This window comes from Streptomyces sp. SAS_270, from assembly GCF_052543295.1.
Genome location: NZ_JBMNDS010000005.1, coordinates 65,711 through 85,447 on the forward strand (window position 1 = coordinate 65,711; position 19,737 = coordinate 85,447).

General features: G+C 70.8%; 20 protein-coding genes. 5 read left to right on the forward strand and 15 right to left on the reverse strand.

Features of this window, described 5'->3' with window-relative positions:
- Nucleotides 1-38 precede the first annotated feature (38 nt).
- From ACN6LB_RS05215 to ACN6LB_RS05225, 3 genes are all read right to left on the reverse strand, one after another.
- On the reverse strand, nt 39-338 hold the full coding sequence (locus tag ACN6LB_RS05215; RefSeq protein WP_445024758.1) for a hypothetical protein: 300 nt from the start codon (nt 336-338) through the stop codon (nt 39-41).
- A gap of 25 nt (nt 339-363) precedes the next feature.
- Nucleotides 364-1,089, reverse strand: a complete 726-nt coding sequence (locus tag ACN6LB_RS05220; RefSeq protein ID WP_445024759.1) for a TetR/AcrR family transcriptional regulator — start codon at nt 1,087-1,089, stop codon at nt 364-366.
- A gap of 120 nt (nt 1,090-1,209) precedes the next feature.
- A complete protein-coding gene (locus tag ACN6LB_RS05225) occupies nt 1,210-2,148 on the reverse strand; it encodes an AurF N-oxygenase family protein (RefSeq protein ID WP_445024760.1) in 939 nt (312 codons plus the stop codon).
- 137 nt (nt 2,149-2,285) lie between these two features.
- Here ACN6LB_RS05225 and ACN6LB_RS05230 point away from each other — a divergent pair, with 137 nt between their 5' ends.
- Nucleotides 2,286-3,410 carry a ferritin-like domain-containing protein gene (locus ACN6LB_RS05230; protein WP_445024761.1) on the forward strand — a complete coding sequence of 375 codons (1,125 nt, stop codon included), beginning with the start codon at nt 2,286-2,288 and terminating at the stop codon, nt 3,408-3,410.
- Nucleotides 3,407-4,333, forward strand: coding sequence for an ADP-ribosylglycohydrolase family protein (locus ACN6LB_RS05235; protein WP_445024762.1), 927 nt, complete (start codon nt 3,407-3,409; stop codon nt 4,331-4,333). Before ACN6LB_RS05230 ends, ACN6LB_RS05235 begins: the two co-directional genes overlap by 4 nt.
- Here ACN6LB_RS05235 and ACN6LB_RS05240 read toward each other — a convergent pair.
- The 7 genes from ACN6LB_RS05240 to ACN6LB_RS05270 all read right to left on the reverse strand — a co-directional run bounded on the left by ACN6LB_RS05240 (nt 4,330) and on the right by ACN6LB_RS05270 (nt 11,037).
- Nucleotides 4,330-4,836 carry a DUF3291 domain-containing protein gene (locus ACN6LB_RS05240; protein ID WP_445024763.1) on the reverse strand — a complete coding sequence of 169 codons (507 nt, stop codon included), beginning with the start codon at nt 4,834-4,836 and terminating at the stop codon, nt 4,330-4,332. The genes ACN6LB_RS05235 and ACN6LB_RS05240 overlap by 4 nt on opposite strands.
- A 44-nt stretch (nt 4,837-4,880) precedes the next feature.
- Complete coding sequence (locus ACN6LB_RS05245) at nt 4,881-6,338, reverse strand: penicillin-binding transpeptidase domain-containing protein (protein ID WP_445024764.1); 1,458 nt, start codon at nt 6,336-6,338, stop codon at nt 4,881-4,883.
- Nucleotides 6,335-7,705 (reverse strand): FtsW/RodA/SpoVE family cell cycle protein, encoded by a 1,371-nt coding sequence (locus tag ACN6LB_RS05250; protein ID WP_445024765.1) that lies wholly within the window; start codon nt 7,703-7,705, stop codon nt 6,335-6,337. The genes ACN6LB_RS05245 and ACN6LB_RS05250 overlap by 4 nt, the downstream gene beginning before the upstream one ends.
- Nucleotides 7,706-7,748: 43 nt before the next feature.
- Entirely contained in the window at nt 7,749-8,165 is a 417-nt protein-coding gene (locus ACN6LB_RS05255; RefSeq protein WP_445024766.1) for an SH3 domain-containing protein, read from the reverse strand.
- A 70-nt stretch (nt 8,166-8,235) separates the two neighbouring features.
- Nucleotides 8,236-9,648 (reverse strand): ATP-binding protein, encoded by a 1,413-nt coding sequence (locus ACN6LB_RS05260; protein ID WP_445024767.1) that lies wholly within the window; start codon nt 9,646-9,648, stop codon nt 8,236-8,238.
- Nucleotides 9,645-10,421: a hypothetical protein gene (locus ACN6LB_RS05265; RefSeq protein ID WP_445024768.1), complete on the reverse strand. Its 777-nt coding sequence runs from the start codon at nt 10,419-10,421 to the stop codon at nt 9,645-9,647. Before ACN6LB_RS05265 ends, ACN6LB_RS05260 begins: the two co-directional genes overlap by 4 nt.
- A gap of 109 nt (nt 10,422-10,530) precedes the next feature.
- Nucleotides 10,531-11,037 carry a protein-tyrosine phosphatase family protein gene (locus tag ACN6LB_RS05270; RefSeq protein ID WP_445024769.1) on the reverse strand — a complete coding sequence of 169 codons (507 nt, stop codon included), beginning with the start codon at nt 11,035-11,037 and terminating at the stop codon, nt 10,531-10,533.
- Nucleotides 11,038-11,142: 105 nt separating this feature from the next.
- On the opposite strand from ACN6LB_RS05270, the gene ACN6LB_RS05275 reads away from it, so the two are divergent.
- Nucleotides 11,143-11,946 carry a nuclease-related domain-containing protein gene (locus ACN6LB_RS05275; protein WP_445024770.1) on the forward strand — a complete coding sequence of 268 codons (804 nt, stop codon included), beginning with the start codon at nt 11,143-11,145 and terminating at the stop codon, nt 11,944-11,946.
- A 667-nt stretch (nt 11,947-12,613) separates the two neighbouring features.
- Here the strand turns inward: ACN6LB_RS05275 and ligD are convergent.
- Nucleotides 12,614-13,495, reverse strand: a complete 882-nt coding sequence (gene ligD / locus ACN6LB_RS05280; protein WP_445024771.1) for a non-homologous end-joining DNA ligase — start codon at nt 13,493-13,495, stop codon at nt 12,614-12,616.
- A gap of 82 nt (nt 13,496-13,577) precedes the next feature.
- A complete protein-coding gene (locus ACN6LB_RS05285) occupies nt 13,578-14,042 on the reverse strand; it encodes an SgcJ/EcaC family oxidoreductase (RefSeq protein WP_445024772.1) in 465 nt (154 codons plus the stop codon).
- A gap of 187 nt (nt 14,043-14,229) precedes the next feature.
- On the opposite strand from ACN6LB_RS05285, the gene ku reads away from it, so the two are divergent.
- Nucleotides 14,230-15,393, forward strand: a complete 1,164-nt coding sequence (ku, locus tag ACN6LB_RS05290; protein ID WP_445024773.1) for a non-homologous end joining protein Ku — start codon at nt 14,230-14,232, stop codon at nt 15,391-15,393.
- Nucleotides 15,394-15,451: 58 nt separating this feature from the next.
- On the opposite strand, the gene ACN6LB_RS05295 is transcribed toward ku, so the two are convergent.
- From ACN6LB_RS05295 to ACN6LB_RS05305, 3 genes are all read right to left on the reverse strand, one after another.
- Nucleotides 15,452-17,233, reverse strand: a complete 1,782-nt coding sequence (locus ACN6LB_RS05295) for a beta-ketoacyl-[acyl-carrier-protein] synthase family protein (protein ID WP_445024774.1) — start codon at nt 17,231-17,233, stop codon at nt 15,452-15,454.
- Between the two features lie 277 nt (nt 17,234-17,510).
- The gene (locus tag ACN6LB_RS05300) at nt 17,511-18,050 is read right to left on the reverse strand and encodes a hypothetical protein (protein WP_445024775.1); all 540 of its coding nucleotides are present in this window, start codon (nt 18,048-18,050) and stop codon (nt 17,511-17,513) included.
- Between the two features lie 185 nt (nt 18,051-18,235).
- Nucleotides 18,236-18,595: an excisionase gene (locus ACN6LB_RS05305; RefSeq protein ID WP_078645052.1), complete on the reverse strand. Its 360-nt coding sequence runs from the start codon at nt 18,593-18,595 to the stop codon at nt 18,236-18,238.
- Nucleotides 18,596-18,663: 68 nt separating this feature from the next.
- On the opposite strand from ACN6LB_RS05305, the gene ACN6LB_RS05310 reads away from it, so the two are divergent.
- Nucleotides 18,664-19,716 (forward strand): Clp protease N-terminal domain-containing protein, encoded by a 1,053-nt coding sequence (locus ACN6LB_RS05310; RefSeq protein ID WP_445024776.1) that lies wholly within the window; start codon nt 18,664-18,666, stop codon nt 19,714-19,716.
- The last annotated feature ends 21 nt before the right edge of the window (nt 19,717-19,737 follow it).

Sequence of the window (19,737 nt, forward strand, 5' to 3'; positions counted from 1 at the left end):
GGAGGGCGAGGACGTACGTGCACGGGGAGGCCCGTGCGTCAGCCCGCCGAGCTTCCCGAGCCGGGCTTGGACCAGGGCCACCGCAGCCCGCTGCCGGCCTTCCCCGCGCCCTTTTCACCTTCGGCGGCGTACTCGTACTTCCACCCCTGGTGAAGACCGAGCCGCGCGCTCTGCTTCGCCTGTACGCGGCGGTAGACGAGGACCGTCGGGGGCCCGCCGTCCGCGGCGGGAACCGGGACCCGGTAGATCTTCGGGGGATGGCCTGTCATGCCCAGCAGTACGGGCAGCACGCGGCCGTCCAGGGGGCCGCCCACAAAGGGGGTGTCTTCTCGCTTCACCGCACCAGTGTCACAAACGCCGCCGTCACAGCAGGTGAGCGGCGTCCCCGAGGATCGGCAGCACCCGGCGGGCCAGCGTCCCCGCGGCCCCGTCCGCGCTCTCCAGCGCGATCGCGGCCCGTACGACGTGCTCGGTCTGTGGGTCGCGGCCCGCCGTCGACACGAGCACCGCGACGAACTGCTCGACGAGCGAGTCGCGCAGCTCGTCCAGCGGCGGCTGCTTGTCCTCGTCGAGCCAGATGAGCGACGCGGCCTCCACGGCGGTGATCCACATCCGTACGGTCATGCGCAGCCGCGGCCCCGGATCCCGCGCGGCGAGATGGTCGAGGATGTGCTCGGCGGCCGCCCTGCGCACCCCGTCGACGATGGCGGTGGTCCGTGACGTCTCCACCACGCTCCCGCCCTGCAACAGTGCGCTGAACCCGGCGTCGTGCTGGTCCACGAAGGCGAGGTAGCGGTCGAGCGCCCGCCCCAGCCGCTCGGTGAGCGGCCCCTGCGGAGGCTCCGCGAAACAGTGCTCCAGCTCCTGGGCCGCCGAGCGCAGGGCGGCCTCGTACAGCTGCTGCTTGCCGCCCGGGAAGTACCGGTACACCAGGGGCCGCGACACCCCGGCCGCCTCCGCCACGTCGTCCAGCGAGATCTCCTCCGGCGCGCGGTGCGCGAAGAGCGACAGCGCCGCTTCGAGCAGCTGACGCCGCCGCTCCTCCACACTCAGCCGACGGTACGCACGGATGGGAGCCTCGGAGGTCATGTCCCGCAGCGTAACCGTGTTCGGAGACCTGGGTACTGACCGCGCACCCGCGGCCCCGGCCCCCCACCGGCACAAGGAGCCCGCGAAAGGCGCCCACGCCAGGGAGTGGCCCACGCCGGGTCAGAGCAGGCCGGACGACTTCCAGAGCCGCCGCCCCACGCCCCGAAGCACCCCGATGTCGTCCAGGAAGTCGGTCAGCCGCTTCGCGCCGGTCTGCATGACCTCCTGACGATGGCCGCTGGCCTTCACCTGGGCCACGGCCTGGTGCTTGTCGAGGCCGACGTTCGTGTACACCTCCGGGTTCACGAAGGCGACCGAGAAGACCCGGGCGAACTCGCCCGACGTGACCCGGGTGAACTCCTGCGACCACCGCGGAGCGGTCACCATCTGGCGCCGGAGCTCCTCCCGCGCGTACCGCACATGGCGGGCCTCCTCCACGACATGGATGCGCGTGACGCCGCGGATCAGCGTCTGGACCCGCTCGTCGGGGAACGTCAGCCGCTGCATCCAGTCGAGGATCTCCTCACCGAGGAGCGTCGCCGTGAACGACCCCGGCGTGGTCGAGATCGTCTTGAAGAGCCGCCCGAGGTTCAGATGCGCCCGGCTGACCTGGTAGTACGGCGTGCCCCCACGGGAGATCAGCCGCGCGAACATCTTCGAGTGCCGGCACTCGTCCTCGATCTCCGTGAGCGCGTACCGCACATGCGCGCTCGTCGCCGCCTTGTCGTAGATGTGCCGTACCAGCAGCTGCATCAGGATGATCTCGAACCAGATTCCGAGCGAGGCCAGCGCCGCGGCCTCGTGCTGCGACAGCAGGATCCGCTGCTCCTCGCTCATCCGCTTCCACAGCGGGGTGCCGTACAGGGACACCAGCTCCGGCGGCCAGAACCACTTGCCGTCCTCGAAGGGCGCGTCCCAGTCCAGTTCCCTGTCGGGGTCGAAGGAGTGCTTGGCGGAAGAGTCGAGCAGCCGCTCGGCCACCTGCTCACGGTCCTTGAGCAGGCCGAGCGCGTCGCGCAGGGCATCGACTGCGTCTTCGCCTTCCGTCACGGTCGTCATCGCTGTCCCACCTCGTCGTACGGGAAGTTCACGGGTTACCGGCGGTCACCTCTTATGAGACTGCTTGTCAGCAAGCCCGTCAATCCCCTCTGCGCGACTTGTTGACCCCGCGTCTACCACGTGTGAGCCTGCGGTGTATGCCGACGCATGAGCTGTACGCCAAGGATCCGGGAGACCCCCTCTGGCAAGTGCCCGCGAGCGGCGCGGCACGCTTCAGCTGGGAGTACGACGACGGCCGTGACCGCCTGCTCGCCCTGTACCAGAAGGGCAAGGACAAGCAGTGGGACGGACGGACGCGGATCGACTGGGACCTCGAAGTCGACCCGCACGACCCCCTCGGCACCCCCGACGAGGCGATGACCCTCTACGGCACGAAGCACTGGGCCAAGCTCACCGACCGCGACAAGGGCGAACTGCGCAAGCACTACACCGCCTGGCAGTTCAGCCAGTTCCTGCACGGCGAGCAGGGCGCCATGGTCTGCGCGGCCCGCATAGTCGAGTCCGTCCCGGACCTGGACGCGAAGTTCTACTCGGCGACCCAGACCATGGACGAGGCGCGCCACGCGGAGATCTACGGCCGCTTCCTGCACGAGAAGATCGGGATGCTCTACCCGATCAACGACAACCTCCAGTCGCTGCTGGGCGACACCCTGCGCGACTCCCGCTGGGACATGCCCTACCTCGGCATGCAGGTGCTCATCGAGGGGCTGGCCCTCGCCGCCTTCGGCATGATCCGCGACACCACCGACAAGCCCCTCCCGAAACAGATCCTCGCGTACGTCATGCAGGACGAGGCCCGCCACGTCGCCTTCGGCCGCATGGCGCTGCGCGACTACTACAAGCAGCTCAGCGACGCCGAACTGCGCGAACGCGAGGAATTCGTCATCGAGGGCTGCTACTTGATGCGCGACCGGCTGCGCGGCATCGAGGTCCTGGAGAACTTCGGCATCCCGAAGGCCGAGGCCGAGGAGTACAGCGAGCAGTCCGAATTCCTGCACCTCTTCCGTCAGTTGCTCTTCAGCCGCATCGTCCCGTGCGTGAAGGACATCGGCCTGTGGGGCAAACGCCTCCAGGAGGCGTACGTCGACATGGGCGTCTTCGACATGGGCAACTCGAACCTGGACCTCCTGATGTCCCAGGACGAGGAGATCGCGGAGAAGCTGGACGCGGAGCGGTTCGCGGCGGAGGAGGGGGCGCGGGTCGCCGAGGTGCGGAACGCGATCGACGCGGGCGCGTCCTCGGCCCCATCATCGGACACATGACCGACCCGACGCCCACCACCACGCCCGCCACGCCCGCCGCGGAGCGATCCGCCGCCCGCCGCAGCCTCGAAGGCCTCGCCCTCGGGGACGCCTTCGGCGAGCGCTGGTTCCCGCTCTTCCGCGACCCTCCGCAGGCGTACGAGGAGGTCCGCGCCCGGCGCATGCCCGAGGAGCCGGACTGGCACTGGACGGACGACACGGCGATGGCGCTCGGCATCCTGCGGATCCTGGACGAGCACGGCGAGATCCGCCGCACCGAACTGGCCCAGGTGTTCGGCCTCGGCTACGACGCCGACCCGGCCCGCGGTTACGGCTACGGCATGCACGAACTCCTGCCCCGCCTGGTCCAGGAGCCGCGCCGCTGGCGGGAGTTGGCGAGCGGGCTCTTCGCGGGCGAGGGCAGCCTCGGCAACGGAGCCGCCATGCGGGTGGCCCCGCTGGGCGCCTGGTTCCACGGCAGCCTGCCCCGCGTCGTCGAGCAGGCGACGCTCTCGGCGGAGGTGACCCACGCGCACCCGGAGGGCATCGCCGGCGCGGTCGCCGTGGCCGTCGCGGCCGCACTGTCCACCCGCGGTGAACTGGACATCGAGACCGTCGCGTCGGCCACTCCGGCGAGCGCGGTCCGCGAGGGCCTTCTGCGCGCGGCCGCCCTGCCCTTCGCGACCGAGCCCTGGAACGCCGCCGACCTGCTCGGCAACGGGCAGCGCGTCCGCGCCGACGACACGGTCCCCTTCGCCGTCTGGAGCGCCGCCCGGCACCCCGACGACCTCGTCGCCGCGCTGTGGACCACGGCCGAGGGCTTCGGCGACGTCGACACCACCTGCGCGATCACGGGCGGAATCGTCGCAGCCCGTACGGGAGTCGACGGCGTACCGAAGGAGTGGCTGGAGCGCAGGGAGTCGCTTCCCGGCGGTGGCGCTTAGGCCGTGGCGACCGGCTCGGCGGCTCCCAACGGCTCCGCCGGGCCGGCCGGATATGACGTCCGCAGCGTGAACGCGTACGGCGCAGCGCCGTGTTCGCGCACGTGCAGCAGCCGCTCCTCCGCCTCCGCGACCGTCGGCCGATGACCCGCGGGCACCCACCACAGCACCGCCATCGCCTCCTCCACCCGCTCGAACCACTCGCGCCGCCGGGCGAGCAGCTCCCGGTGCTGACCCTGGTACATGAAGGCCGTCAGGGCGTTGCTGTCGCGCCAGGTGGACATGTTGATGATCAGCCAGGAGTCGTCGAAGACGGCGATGTCCGTCGCGTCGCCGGAGTCGCTCTGCAGACGCCAGACGAAGCCGTCGGCAGCGTCGGCGACGGCGTTCACCGGGTCGAGCGCATCCACGAAGTCCTTCAACTCCGGGGAATCCAACGGGAATTTGAGGCGGGCGATGTTGACCTGGGCGAGTTCGTACGCGGCGGTTTCCCTCGTGGCTGTCATGGACCGAACGTTAGGTCGGCGGGGGAGGCCTCACCACCCCCGTCTCACAACCCGAGCACCGCCTGCATGACCGCCTTCGCGATCGGCGCCGCGTCCCCGCCCCCGCTGATGTCCCCGCGGTCGGCGTCCGCGTCCTCGACGACGACCGCGACGGCGACGGCGGGCTGCAGGGCGTCGTCCGCCTGCGCCCAGGAGATGAACCAGGCGTACGGCGTACCGGCGTTGCCGATGCCGTGCTGGGCGGTGCCGGTCTTGCCGCCGACCGTCGCGCCGGGAATCGCGGCGTTCGTGCCGGTGCCCTCGCTCACGACGTCCGTCATCATCTCGCGCAGCCGCAGCGCGGTCGCCGGGTTCATCGCCTGGTGCAGGGTCCGCGGCCCGGCCGTCGACACCGTGCCGCCGCCCGCGGAAGTCCTTCTCTCCACCAGATAGGGCGACTTGACCGAGCCGCCGCCCGCCACGGCCGCCGAGAGCATCGCCATCTGGAGGGGCGTGGCGCGGGTGTCGAACTGTCCGATGGAGGAGAGGGCCAGCTGCGCCTTGTCCAGCCGGGTGTCGAAGTTGCTGGGCGCGACGGGGAACGGGATCCTCAACCCACGGTTGTTGAAGCCGAAGTCGGCGGCCGTGCCCGTCATGTCGCGCAACCCCACATCCACGCCCAGCTTCGCGAAGACCGTGTTGCACGACCACTCGAAGGCGTACCGCAGCGAGGCGTCCTCGCACCCGTCGACCTCGTTGGTGAGCGACGTGGTGGTGCCGGGCAGCGTGTACGGGTTCGGGGACTTCGTCGGCGCGTCCACATCGGTCACCACACCCGACTCCAGCGCCGCCGCGGCGGTCACCACCTTGAACGTCGAACCCGGCGGATAGGTCTGCCGGATGGCCCGGTTGAGCATCGGCCTGGACTCGTCACCGTTGAGCCGCCGCCAGGCTCTTGTCACCTCCTCCCCGGTCCCGGACAGCTCGCCGGGGTCGTACGACGGCGCGGAGACCAGCGCGAGGATCCTGCCGGTCGACGGTTCGATCGCCGCCACCGCGCCCCGGCGGTCGCCGAGTCCGCCGTACGCCGCCTGCTGCGCGGCCTCGTTGATGGTGGTGACGACCTTGCCGCCGGCGTTCTGGGCGCGTGTGACGTCGTTCCACAGGGGGAGCGGGGAGAGCATCGGGTCGGTGCCGGACAGGACGCTGTCCTCGGCGCTTTCCAGGAACGCGGTGCCGTACACCTGGGAGGCGAAGCCCGTGACGGGCGCGTACAACGGGCCGTTGCGGTACGTCCGTTCGTAGCGGAGTTGTTCGCCGGTGTCCCGGGAGCCGGTGACGGACCGGCCGTCGACCACGATGTCGCCGCGCGGCTGACCCCAACGGGCGATCGTCTGGCGGCGGTTGGCGGGATTGTCGTCGTAGGAGGAGGCCTGGAGGACCTGGACGCGGGTGGCGTTCACCAGCAGGGCGACCAGCAGGACGGCGCACAGGACTGCGGCTCTGCGGATGTACTTGGTCACGGGGCGGCCGTCCCGTCGTACTGGCTGCGGGCCGAGTCGCTGATCCGGATCAGCAGGGCCACGATGAGCCAGTTGGTGACGACGGAGGAGCCGCCCTGCGCGAGGAACGGCATCGCCATGCCCGTCAGGGGGATCAGCCCGGTCACGCCGCCCGCGATCACGAAGACCTGGAGCGCGATGATCGAGGCGAGACCGATCGCGAGGAGCCGTCCGAAGGGGTCGCGCAGGGCGAGGCCGGCCCGGTAGCCGCGCTCGACGAGCAGGGCGTAGAGCAGGAAGATCCCCGACAGTCCGACCAGACCCAGTTCCTCGCCCGCTGTCGCCAGGATGAAGTCCGACTTGGCGGCGAAGCCGATGAGGATCGAGTGGCCGAGGCCCAGGCCCGTGCCGAGCATTCCGCCGGCGGCGAACGCGAAGAGGGACTGGGCGAGTTGGTTGGGCCCGTCACCCGCCTCGATCGACGCGAAGGGATGCAGCCAGTCCTGCACCCTGCTGTGGACGTGCGGTTCGAGCCGGCCGACCGCGACGGCGCCCACGCAGGCGAGCAGCAGGCCGACCGCGATCCAGCCGGTGCGGCCGCTGGCGACGTAGAGCAGGATGACGAACAGCCCGAAGAAGAGCAGCGACGTGCCGAGGTCCCGCTCCAGGACCAGCACGCCCACGCTCAGCAGCCAGATGGCGACGATCGGGCCGAGGACGCGGCCGGTGGGCAGCTGGAGCCGCCGGAACCGCCAGATCCGGCGGCCGCTGTACGCGAGCGCGTTGCGGTTGGCCGACAGGTATCCGGCGAAGAACACCGCCAGCAGGACCTTCGCGAACTCGCCGGGCTGGATGGAGAACCCGGCGATCCGCACCCAGATCCGGGCGCCGTTCACGGGCGGGAAGAAGACCGGCAGAAGCAGCAGGAACAGCGCGGTGACGACCGAGACGTACGCGTAGCGCCGCAGCACCCGGTGGTCGCGCAGCAGGACCACGGCCGCGATGAACAGCCCGACGCCGAGCGTCGACCAGACGAGCTGCGTGGTGGCCGCCCGGTCGTGCGGGGTCTCCAGGTCGAGCCGGTAGATCAGCACCAGGCCGAGGCCGTTGAGCAGCACGGCGATCGGCAGGAGCAGCGGATCGGCGTACGGCGCCCGCAGCCGCACCGCGAGATGCGCGAGCAGGGCGAGCACGCCGAGCCCGGCGCCGTAACCGGCGGCGCCGGGCGGGACGGTGCCGTATCTGGCGAGACCGACAGCGCAGTAGCCGTACACGGAGAGCAGGACGGCGACGACGATGAGGGTGAACTCGATGCCACGGCGCCGGGTGAGGCGTACACCGGGAGTCGGCGGATCCGCTGCCACGGTGGTTCCGGCATTGATCGTCATGTCCGGAACGTACCCAAATCAGGCGTCTTGAGTGCCTTGCTGCTCAGCACCAGCGTGGCGCGGGCCCGATGTTGTCGATGTAGCGCGCCGCGCCCCAGGCCCAGGTGCCGTCGGTCAGGAGGTACCAGAGCGGGTTTCCGCCGATGGTCTCGCCCGGCGTCTTGCAGAAGATCGAGACGATCGAGCCGTAGGGGGCCGTGCGGATGTACGCACCGCCGCGGTTGGGTGCGCCGCGCAGGATCAGGCCGCCTCGGGCGGTGACCCGGCCCTCGTAGAGGCGTGGGTTCTGGTGGTCACCGTGGTGCTCGCCGTGGTGTCCCCAGCCGTCGTTGCGGCTGCTGGCCCCGGGGTCGTCGCCCCATTCGTCGTTCGCGACGGCGGGGGTCGTGGCGGCGAGGGCGACGAGGGCGCCGCCCGCGGCGGCTATGGCGAGACGGGTGAGGATGGACCGCAGGGCCATGAGGGCTCCTCCAGAAATGGGGTGAAGCTGACTAATCGCCACATTAGGAGGGGGTTCGGGTGTGCGCAGTTCACAGTGAGCCATCGGGGACGCGGACCTCGCCCGGCGCCGCCGTCGGACGGGGCCCGCACTGAGGGAGCGTCAGTGTCGCCACCGCGCCGCCGTCGGGCGCGTTGGCGAACACGAGCCGTGCGCCGAGCACCTCCGCCTGGCCGAGCGCGATCGTCAGCCCGAGCCCGTGGCCCTTCGAACCGCCCTCGGTGCGGAAGCGCTGCGGCCCGTGCTCCACGAGGTAGCCGGGGAAACCGTCGCCGTGGTCCCGCACGGTGACAACCGGCCCGTCGACGGTCAGCACCACCGGCCCCCTGCCGTGCTTGTGCGCGTTCACCACCAGATTCCCGAGCACGCGCTCAAGGCGCCGCCGGTCGGTCTCGACGCGCGCGTCGCGTACGACACGGACCTCCGTGCCGGTACCAGGGCCGGTGCCGGTCCCGGCGTCCGTCCCCGTTCCCGTGCCGGTTGCCGAGGCCCGCACCATCCGCACCACCCGCTCGGCCAGCGGGGCGAGCTGCTCGGAGTCCAGGTCGAGGCGCTCGCTGCGGGTGTCCAGCCGGGAGATCTCCAGCAGGTCCTCGGTGAGCGTGCGCAGGGCGGCCACCCGGTCCCGTACGAGCTCGGTCGGGCGGCCCGGCGGCAGCAGTTCGGCCGCCGCGTGCAGCCCGGTCAGCGGGGTGCGCAGCTCGTGCGCCACGTCCGCGGTGAACCGCTGCTCGCTCAGCAGCTTGCTCTGCAGGGAGGCCGCCATCGTGTCGAGGGCTCCCGCGACCGCGGCCACCTCGTCCTGGTGGCGCGTCGGATCCTGGGTACGCGGATCGTCGACGCGCGCGTCCAGGTCGCCCGCGCTGATCCGCCGCGCCACCTGCGCCGTCGCGTGCAGCCGCCGGGTCACCCGGGTCACCGCGAACGACCCCACCAGCAGCGTCGCGCCGATCGCCAGCGCCGACGACCACACGATGGCCCGGTCGAGCGCCTCGATGGCGTGGGCACCCTGCGAGTAGTCGACCCGCACGGCGAGCGCGCGCCCGCCGTCGGCGGGGCCGGCAGCCCACATCGTGGGGTGCGGGTCGTCGTCGCCGACCATCGTGCCGCGCTGCCCGACTGAGGCGAGCGTCCGCAGCGGCTCCGGCATTCCGGGGAGATCGACCCCGGCACCCCGCGGGAGCCGGTCGCCCGCCTCGTACGCCGCCGCCACCTCGGTCAGCCGGTCCAGCGCCAGATCGCGCGCCTCACCGACGGTCTGGTCGGTCACCGAGACATGCACGAGCAGACCGAGGAGCGCGGCGAGCGCGCAGCACATCACCGTGATGAATGCGGCCGCCTTCCAGGTGAGGGTGGCGGTCCAGTGGGGGAGGGCGGGTCTGCGGAGTCCGGCCCTGCGGAGCCCTGGTCTGCGCGGCTCCGGTCTGTGGGGCCCGGGTCTCATGAGGCGCTCTCGGAGGGCGCCGGGGAGGTGGTGGGAGGGGCGGTGCCGTGACGGGACGGGGAGGGGGTCCCCACCCGGAGGATCTCGTCGCGCGTCGCCAGCATCGCGTCCTGCTCCGCGTCCCAGGACCAGACCGTGCGGTACTCGTAGCCCGGCAGCGTCGAGGGCGAGCGGATGATCACGTCCCGGCCCGCGATCTCCACGCTGACCGTGCTGTCCGAGGTGCCCATGATCTGCACCAGCTTGTGGTGCAGGAACATGTACACACGTACCGCCAGCTGGTCGTCGGGGAGACGGATGCCGAGGACGAGGTCGTCCTTCCCGTCTCCGGTGAGATCGCGGTAGTACGCCTGGAGGATGGGGCAGTTCTTGCTGCTCTTCCGGCCCTGGTCCTGGTCCTGGTGCTTGTTCTTGCTCTTGTTACTGCAGTCCTTGAGCTGTTGGACCGTCTTCGCGTACACCGCGTGCGGGCCGGTGTAGTCGTCCGGGTGCGCGGCCACCTCCGCGCGTACGACGTCGACGGGGTCGACCTTGTGGATGTCGTCGCCCGGTGCCGTGACGCCCTTGACCGTCTCGGTGTCCGCCTCGCCGTAGTCGAGCGCCGGGGTCGAGGCGGGCGGCACCTGGGGCCAGAGCTTCGTGGGCCCGACGGCCGTGGGGGTTGCTCCGGCGCCCTTGAGGGCGCCCGCGTCGCCGCAGCCCGCCAGGGCCGACGCCAGCAGGGCGGAGGTGGCGGCGCCGAGGACCGCGCGTGCGAGGCGGCTGTGGATCACTGCACTCCTGCGTCAGGTGACCGTTCTCGTACACACCTTATTCGTAGGGAAGTCCTTTTTGTTCACCGGTGGGGGTGGGCGGGTGCACGGGGGCGGCCGGCGCCGGCTGTCACTCGGCGAGTTCCTCCAGCAGGCGGGCCGTGGCGAGGCCGGTCTGCAGGTACTCGACGAACAGTTCGTTGTGCAGCGCCCACGGCGAGCGCCGGGTGCGGATGAGCCGTATCGCCTCGTCGGGGGAGTGGCCCCTGCGGATCAGCGCATGCGCGACGACGAGCCCCGAGCGGTTGTAGCCGTGGTAGCAGCGGACCAGTACGCGGCGGCCCTCGTCGAGCGCGTCGCAGGCGGCCTGCGCCAGACGGATCACGCCGGCCAGTTGCGTGCCGTCCAGCGGCCCGTCCGGGACGGCCCACACATGGTGCTCGACGCCCGGGTCCGGGCCGTGCCCCGGAAGCCGCAGCAGCGTCAGGACGAGGTCGAACTCATCGTGCACGACAGCGAATTCGAGCTGCCCCAAGTCCCCCGCGAACTCGTGCCCGCCCATCCACAGACCGGGCAAGACCTCGCTCCACGGGTTGTCCGGAGCCGGTACATCGGGTTGCTTTCTGCGGGTCCGCAACGATGCCTCCCAGTCCCACCCAACTCCCCCAACTGCTCACAAAGGTAACCGGGTTCTTGCCCCCGGAGCACCCCGCCTGTTCCCATGGTCAAGGGGTGATGGTGCATGAGCGGACTGCGCGTCATACCGACCTGGCGGCATGGTCAGGAGCGGTTGTACGTCTGCCTGACGGACGGGAGGAACGTCGCCTGGTACGACCGTGAGGCTGCCCGGGTCAACCTGCTCAGCGACGACCGGCGGGAGGACGTGCTCGATGCGCTCGGGCCGTTCCTGACCGGCCCGGTGACGGTGGGACCGCCCCCCGTCCCGACCCCGGCGGAGCTGGCCCGGCTCACACTTCACCCGGACGACGACCTCGCGCCGAACCGTCCCGGCGAGGCGCTGGTGATCGACCTCGACCGCGACCCGGGGCCGGCGCACCGCCTGCGGCCGGACCCTCGGCGCCGGGCGCTCGCCGCGGAACAGGCAGTGGGCGAGGCCCTCGACCGGCTGGAGGGCGCGGGCTGGCACACCCTGCACTCCGTGTCGCTGCCGGGCGGCGACCGCATCCACCACCTGGTCATCGGCCCCGGCGGACTCTTCGCCGTACGCACGGTGTACGCCCGCAAGCAGCGGGTCCTGGTCGCCGACCCCATGGTCACGATCGGCCGCCGCGAACCGGTGGCGCTGCTGCGCCGCGTCCGCGCCGACGCCGACCGCGCGTCGTACGCCCTCACGGCCGAGGTCCGCCCCCTCCTCGCCCTCAGCGGCCCCACCACCCTGGAGATCACCACCCCGCCCCGCGAGGTCCGCATCCTCCAGGACACCGACCTCACCACCCTCGCCCACCTCGGCGGCACCCTCAAACCGGCCGACGTAGAGGCCCTCCACGCAATGGCGAGGGACCGGCATACGTGGTTGGAGGTGTGACGGGGGAGGGCTTGGCTGGGGTATTCGTGCGGCTTGGGGCGGCTGCCCACCCACACTGCGGCGGTGCGTGTGGCGCCGGGTGGCCGACGGAGCCGCGTTTGTGCGGGCGCGCGTGTGGCTGGGGGCGGTTGCCCACCCAGCAGTGGCGGGTGCGTGTGGCGCTGGGTGGCCGGCGAAGCCGCGTCACTGCGGGCGTGCGTGGAGGTAGGGGCGGCTGCCCGCCCACGCTGCGGCGGTGCGTGTGGCGCCGGGTGGCCGGCGGAGCTTCGTTTCTGCGGGCGCGCGTGTGGCTGGGGGCGGCTGCCGACCCAGCAGCGGCGGGTGTGTGTGACTCCGGTGGCCGGCGAAGCCTCGTTTCTGCGGGCGCGCGTGCGGCTGGGGACGGTTGCCCACCCAGCAGTGGCGGGTGCGTGTGGCGCCGGGTGGCCGGCGAAGCCGCGTCACTGCGGGCAATCGTGCCGCCAGGGGCGGCACGGGTGGGCGCAGCGGCGCCCCGTGAGCGCCGGGCTGCGCAACCCACCCCCGCCCAGCAACCACGCCGGGTGACCAGCAAAGGAAGCGGCACGCGGGGCCTACCCACCCACCCCGGGTGCGAACGAATCGGGGATGCCGGGGCCCACCCCAGGCCAACACCAGCCCCGCGCAGCGGATCCCCACCGGGCTCAGCTCACGGCACCACCGCCCCCGTCCCCGGCTCGAACAACGGCGCCAGCAAATCCCCGTACGCCTCCAGTCGCCCGGCAATGTCCCCGGCATGGAAGACCAGCTCACCCACCGCCGTACACCCCTCCACCTCCCCCCAGGAAACCGGCGCGGACACAGCCGGCGCCCCCCGGGCCCGCACCGTGTACGGCGTCGCCGTGGTCTTCCGCGCAGCGTTCTGGCTCCAGTCCACGAAGACCTTCCCCGGCCGCAGACTCCGCTTCATGAGGTGCACGACCAGCCGGGGCATCGCCCGCTCCGCAGCCACGGCAAGCTCCTTGGCGTACGACGTCACCCGCCGCGAAGGCGTCGCCACCACCGCGGCCAGTACATGCAGCCCCTTCGACCCGGACGTCTTCACGTACGCCTCGATCCCGTCCGCCGCCAACCGCTCCCGCAGCCACAACGCGACCTCGCAGCACTCGACGACGGTCGCCGGCGCACCCGGATCGAGGTCGAGGACGAGCCGGTCGGCCTCGTCGGGCGCATCGATCAGCCATTGGGGCGTATGGAACTCGGTCACCAGGTTCGCCGCCCACATGAGCGAGGCCAGATCCTGGACGAGGACCATCCGCGCGGGCCCCTCAGACCGGGGGACCTGTGCGGTGACGACCCAGTCCGGCGTCCCGGGCGGCACGTTCTTGGTGAAGAAGACCTGGCCGTCCGGGCCGTCCGGGTAGCGCAGGAAGGACACCGGCCGGTCGCGGAGGTGCGGCAGCAGCGCGTCCGCGGTGGTGGCGTAGTAGTGCAGCAACTCGCCCTTGGTGAATCCGGTCGCGGGGTAGAGGACCTTCTCCAGGTTGGACAGGGCCACCCGCCGGCCCTCCACCTCCGCGATCGGCGTCATACGACGAGAATCCCACGAAAATCCGGCTCAAATCACCTGAAACAGATGGAAACTCGATCTCCTGCGATCCTCGCCCCAGGGCTCAGCCCGCGTTCTGCGGGACGTTGTGGAACGCCCGGATCTGCCAGGCGCCGTCCTTCTCGGAGAGCACCCAGGAGTCCAGTGCCCGGTTCTCGCCGCGCGGCTCGGTCTCGCCCGCCAGGACGAGTCCCGCCCTGTTGACGACGAGCGCCGTCCCGGTGCCGGAGAACCGGACACTCAGTACGTCGTGGATCACGTGGGCTCCCTTGAGCGGCCCGGCGAAGGCGGCAGCCATCGCCGTGCGGACCGCTTCCCGGCCCTCCAGGTAGGTGCCCGGAAGCAGCGCGGTCGCGTCCGAGGCGTAGGAGGCGACGGCCGCGTCGGCGTCGTTGTCGGCCCAGGCGGCGAAGACCCCGTCGATGACGGCGAGTACGGCCGCCTCGGCGCCGCGCTCCTCCAGGGTCGCCCCCGAACCCGTACCCCTGCCCGCAGTCGTGCTGGTGCTGGTGCTGATGTCGTTGGTCATGGTCCCGCTCTCCTCATGTCGTCTTGCCGTCCGTCGTGTCCCGCCCTTGGGGGCGAGAGCGTTTGGTCATGCAGACCAGCGGCAACACGGAAAGGAATCGCGCCCGAGAAGTCGTAGAAACCCGAGATGTGACGTTTGGCCGGTCCGTTTAGCATGGCTTTGCCTACCGACAGGAAGGGTGCTGCACGTGCGATCCATCTGGAACGGCGCCATCTCCTTCGGCCTGGTCAGCATCCCGATCAAGCTGGTGAACGCCACCGAGAGCCACTCGATCTCCTTCCGTCAGGTCCACCTGGAGGACGGCGGCCGCATCCGCTACCGCAAGTTCTGCGAGCTGGAGGACCGCGAGGTGACGACGGGGGAGATCGGCAAGGGGTACGAGGAGGCCGACGGCACGATCATCCCGATCACGGACGACGACCTGGCCCAGCTGCCGATCCCGACCGCCAAGACGATCGAGATCGTGGCCTTCGTACCGGCCGACCGGATCGACCCCCTCCAGATGGACACGGCGTACTACCTGTCCGCGAGCGGAGTCCCCGCCGCCAAGCCGTACACCCTCCTGCGTGAGGCCCTGAAGCGCAGCAGGAAGGTCGCCATCGCGAAGTACGCCCTGCGCGGGCGCGAGCGGCTCGGGATGCTGCGCGTCGTCGACGACGTCATCGCCATGCACGGCCTGCTGTGGCCGGACGAGATCCGTACCACCGAGGAGGTCGCCCCGGATTCGGGTGTCACCGTCCGTGACAAGGAACTCGACCTCGCCGACGCCCTCATGGACACCCTCGGCGAGGTCGACCTCGCCGACCTCCACGACGACTACCGCGAGGCTGTCGAGGAACTCATCGCCGCCAAGGCGGGCGGCCAGGAAAAGCCGCCCGCTCCGACCGGGGAGAAGCCTGCCGGCAAGGTCCTCGACCTGATGGCGGCCCTGGAGAAAAGCGTTCGCGCGGCCAAGGAATCCCGCGGCGAGACCACTGACGACACGACCGGGAAGGCCACCGGCACAGCGGACGTCACCCCGCTCCAGGACCGCAGAACAGCACCCCGAAAGGCCGCTCGTACGGCCCCCAAGGAGGTCGGCGGCAAGAAGTCGACGTCGACGGCGAAGAAGACGACGACGAAGAAGACGGCGACGGCCGCAACGAAGAAGTCGGCAACGAAGAAGGCCACCGAGAAGTCGACGACGGCGAACAAGACGACGGTGAACAAGACGACGGCAAAGAAAACGCCAGCCAAGAAGACGGCAGCGAAGAAGACAGCAGCACAGAAGACGGCGACGACGGCTCAGAAATCAGCGGCGAAGAAGAGCAGCGCAAAGACGACGACGCCCCGAAAGCGCGCTTCCGCCTGATCGCGTACTCGTGCCTGGTCCTGTACTTCTGCCGACTGCCCCCTGGCCGACCGACCGACTATCCGACCCGCCGGAGGGCCAGCACCGCATTGTGCCCGCCGAACCCGAAGGAGTTGCTGAGGGCGAGGTCGCCGGAGGTGGGCAGCGGCCGCGCGGTCCTGGTCACCACGTCCAGGTCGACGGCGTCGTCCTGGTGCTCGCAGCCGAGGGTGGGCGGAATGAGGCCGTGGTGGAGGGTGAGGACGGTGGCGACGGCCTCGACCCCGCCGGCAGCCCCCTGCAGATGGCCGAGGTGCCCCTTGAGCGCGGTGACGGGGACGCCCCGGCCGAGGACGGCGTGCACGGCGCTCGCCTCGGCGAGGTCGCCGTCCACGGTGGCGGTGGCATGGGCGTTGACGTGCACGACGTCGACGACGTGAGCGCCCGCGTCCTTCACGGCCCGCCGCAGGGCCAGGGCGACGCCACGGCCGGAGGGGTCGGGCGCGGCCATGTGGTGGGCGTCGGCGGAGAGCCCCCAGCCGGCGGCCTCGCAGTAGATGCGGGCGCCGCGTGCCCGGGCGTGTTCCTCGGCCTCCAGCACCAGGAGCCCGGCGCCCTCCCCGTTCACGAAGCCGTCGCGGTCCTCGGCGAAGGGCCGGGAGGGGCTGGCGGAGTCGCGGGAGTCGAGCCCGTGCGTGGACAGGGCGCGCATGGCGGCGAAGGAGGCCATGATCGCCGGGGTGACCACGGCCTCCGCGCCACCCGCGAGGGCGACGTCGACATGCCCGTACCGGATACGGTCGATGGCCTGCCCGATCGCCTCGGTGCCGGAGGCGCACGCGCTGGTGACGGTGCGCGCCTCGCCGGTGATCCGCAGCGCGAGCGACACCTGGGACGCGGCCTGCGAGGGCACGGTCATGGGGGTGGTGAGCGGTGACACGGCGCGCGGCCCCTTGTCCCGCAGCTTCCGGTCGCCGCCGACGAGCACGGAGGCGTCGCCGAGAATCGCACCGACGCTGACGCCGACCCGCTCGGGATCGAGCCCGCTCTCGGCCGTACCCGCCACGTCGAATCCGGCGTCCTGCCAGGCCTCCCGGGCCGCGAGCACGGCGAACTGGGCGGCCCGGTTCATCCGCCGCGCCTGCGGCCGGGGCAGCAGCCCGACCGGGTCCACGGGAACACTCCCCGCGACCCGCACGGGCAACTCGGCGAACTCCTCGCCCTCCAACTCCCGTATCCCGCACCGGCCCTCCACGAGCCCCTGCCACAGCTCCCCGACACCGACGCCGAGCGGCGTGATGGCCCCGAGACCGGTGACGACGACCCGCCGCGGCCCCGCGACGCGCGCCGTGGAGCCCGGCCGAGGGTGATGCCGTACGACGTAGCCCTCTCCGGCCGCCTGGGCGCCCAGCCTCCGCAGCTCGGCGTCGTCGACGCGCTCCTCGACGTGCTCCTGGACCGGTCCCTCCAGATCCCGGTGCCAGTGCCCCCACCTGCGGGTGTACGACTCCTCCACGGCCCGCGGATCCACCGCGCGCAGCAGGGTGACGCGATCCCCTTCGCGGAATTCCACCGCATCGAGATCGGCCGGGACGAGATGAGGAATTCCCCCGACATCCACCCGCCGACAGGCCACCGTCACCCGGTGCCCCCGCTCGAACAACTCGTCGCGATCAATACCGCCGAGCGGCGGTCGCAACGTGACCCGAATCGTTTCGGGCGTCTCGGGCAGCGTATGCATGACCACGTACCACTTGTCCGCCGTCACGTCCTCCTCGGACAGTGCGAGAAGATCACCGGGAATGACCTCGGCGACGGAGACGACATGGGGCTGCACGGGGATGTCGGACGAATTGCGCATGTCAGCGAGAGCTTTCTGCAGAAGATCGGCAACGCCGGGCCGCACAAAAAGTGCGTCCCAGCCTCAAACCCCCCGGCGACAACGCGTCACCCAACTCGCCCAACTGTCGACGAAAAACAGCCACTTGCCTAGACACCCCGACCACTGATGTGCGCAACATCACCCGCGGAGCATCACGCGCAATTCCTTTGGCTGCCCCTCCTGGAACACCAACACCAATCCCCACAAAGGGAGTTCACGCAAGAATTCTTTTCTCGCGCGTCGAGTTCAGTCGGTTTCAGTCGGTGATGTACCAGTCGTTCTTGAGGTACTCCAGGGTGTAGCTGCCGAGGTCGCTCTCGGAGAAGGTGGCGGAGGACCTGACCGCTGCGACCGGCATCTCGACCTTGTCGGGCGTACGCACGACGACGCGCCGCGGGTCGACCGTCGAGGTCTTCAGAGCGTTCTTCTGCGCGGGCGAGATCATCCGGAACACGGCGGTGTACGTCGACGTGCACGGGCCGAGCCCCTGGTCCTGCGCCTTCTTCGCGGCGGGCCCGGCCACGTCGCAGACCGTGTTGATGTCCTCACGGCCCAGGGCGTGGAGGTACAGCTCGTACCGCTTGATCGCGCCCTCCTTCGTCCTGGGCGCGGGCTGGTCGCCGGTCGGCTCGGCCGACGGCTTCTCGGTCCGAGCGGACGCGGACGGCGTGGCCGTAGGCTCCTCGGCCCGCGTGGACGCCGACGACTGCGAAGGCTTCGCGCCCGCGTCGTCCTCCTTCGCCTTGTCCGGACCGCATGCGCACGCCACCAGCGCCACACATGCCGATACCGCCACGCTCCCGATCGTCCGCGCTCTCATTCGGTCCCCTCAGCACCAGCAGACAACACGTCAAGAGGAGGTCACGCAGGATCCGGAGGAACGGTTCCCGGGCCGGGCCGGGCCGGGCGGGACGCCCACCGGTTCACAGGCAAGCCGCCGTAGAGCCACACCCCCGGCACGGGTCCCCAGGGCTCAGCCGGTCACTTCCGCTCCAGCGCGGCGAGCCGCAGCTCAAGCTGGTCGACCCGGTGCCGTAGCAGGGTGACCTGGGCTTCCAGGCTGACTTCTCGTTCCGCCCTGCGCTGGATGCGCGGTGAGGCGGCGGCGCGCTCGATCACGGCCTCCAGCTGGACCAGGCGTTGCGGCCCGTTGGGCCCGTCCACCAGCCGGGACCGGATCTCGCCGTTGCGGTACCAGGACCGCAGGGCCGAACGGGAAACGCCGGTCTCGGCTTCCGCCTTGGCCAGCGTCACCCACGGTGTCTCGTCCAGCCGCTCGAACAGCTCCAGCTCGTTCTGCCAGCGCGCGAGCCGGTCCTCCCAGTCCGACGGTGTCTCCATCACACCCTCCCTTCCACACGGTGACCCTATTAATAACAGTGTATTGACAGGGTTGGGACCATGGAGCCATGCCATTTGAGAGGTTCACAGCGGAAGCCCGCAAGGTGGTCGTCACGGCTCAGGAGGAGGCGCGGCTGCTCAAGCAGGACTACATCGGCACGGAGCACATCCTGTTGGGGCTGCTCGACGCGCCGGACACCGTGGCGGCGAAAGTGCTGCACCGGCTCGGGTACGGCAAGGAGACGGCGCAGGCCGACATCGCCGCGGTGGTCAAGCCCGGCAAGCAGGAGCTGAAAGGCCACATCCCGTTCGCGCCGGGCGCGAAGAAGACGCTGGACCTCGCCCTGCGCGAGGCGCTGCAGTTGCACCACACCTACATCGGTACGGAGCACATCCTGCTCGCCCTGGTCACGGAAGGTGAGGGCGTCGCCGCGAAGGTACTCGCCGAACGGATCAGCCCGATCAGCAGGATCCGTGCCGCGGTGCTGGCGTCATTGGAGGGATCGGCGGGATCTGAGGGATCGGCGGGATCGGCGGGATCGGCGGGATCCCACGGATCGCAGGGACTGCAGAGATCGCAGGGACCGCAGGGCGTCGCGGCCGGCTCTTGGCCGGTCGGCACATCAGCCACCGAGGACGCCGTGTCCGCCGCCGGCGCGCTGGCAGGCGGCGCCCCGGTCGGCAGCCACCACCTGCTGGAGGCGATGCTGCGGGCGGAGAACAGCATGGCGGCCAGGGTGCTGCGCGAACTCGGAGTCGACCCGGACGCGGTCGCCGCCAAGATCGACGAACTGGATCCGGGGACGACCACGGACGCGAACCCGGAGGAGACCGCCGCGCGCAGGATGGAAATCCGGCTCGTCGACGACGAGGTGCACCTGATCCTGCGGGACCCGACCACGGTCACGCTCGCCAAGAAGGTCACCGAGCTGTCCAACGGCCCGATCCAGGGCGCAGGTCCGGTCGCAGGCCTGTTCATCCCGCTCTGGCGGTCGACCAACCAACTGCTGCTGCAGATCCAACACGTACTGGAACCGGAACCCGAAGAAGAGGACGGTTCCGCGGCGAGCAAGGTGGCCAAGACAGTGCGCACGATCCTCGCGCCCCGGCTGAGCCGGTGAACCGCCCGGTCGCGGACGGGA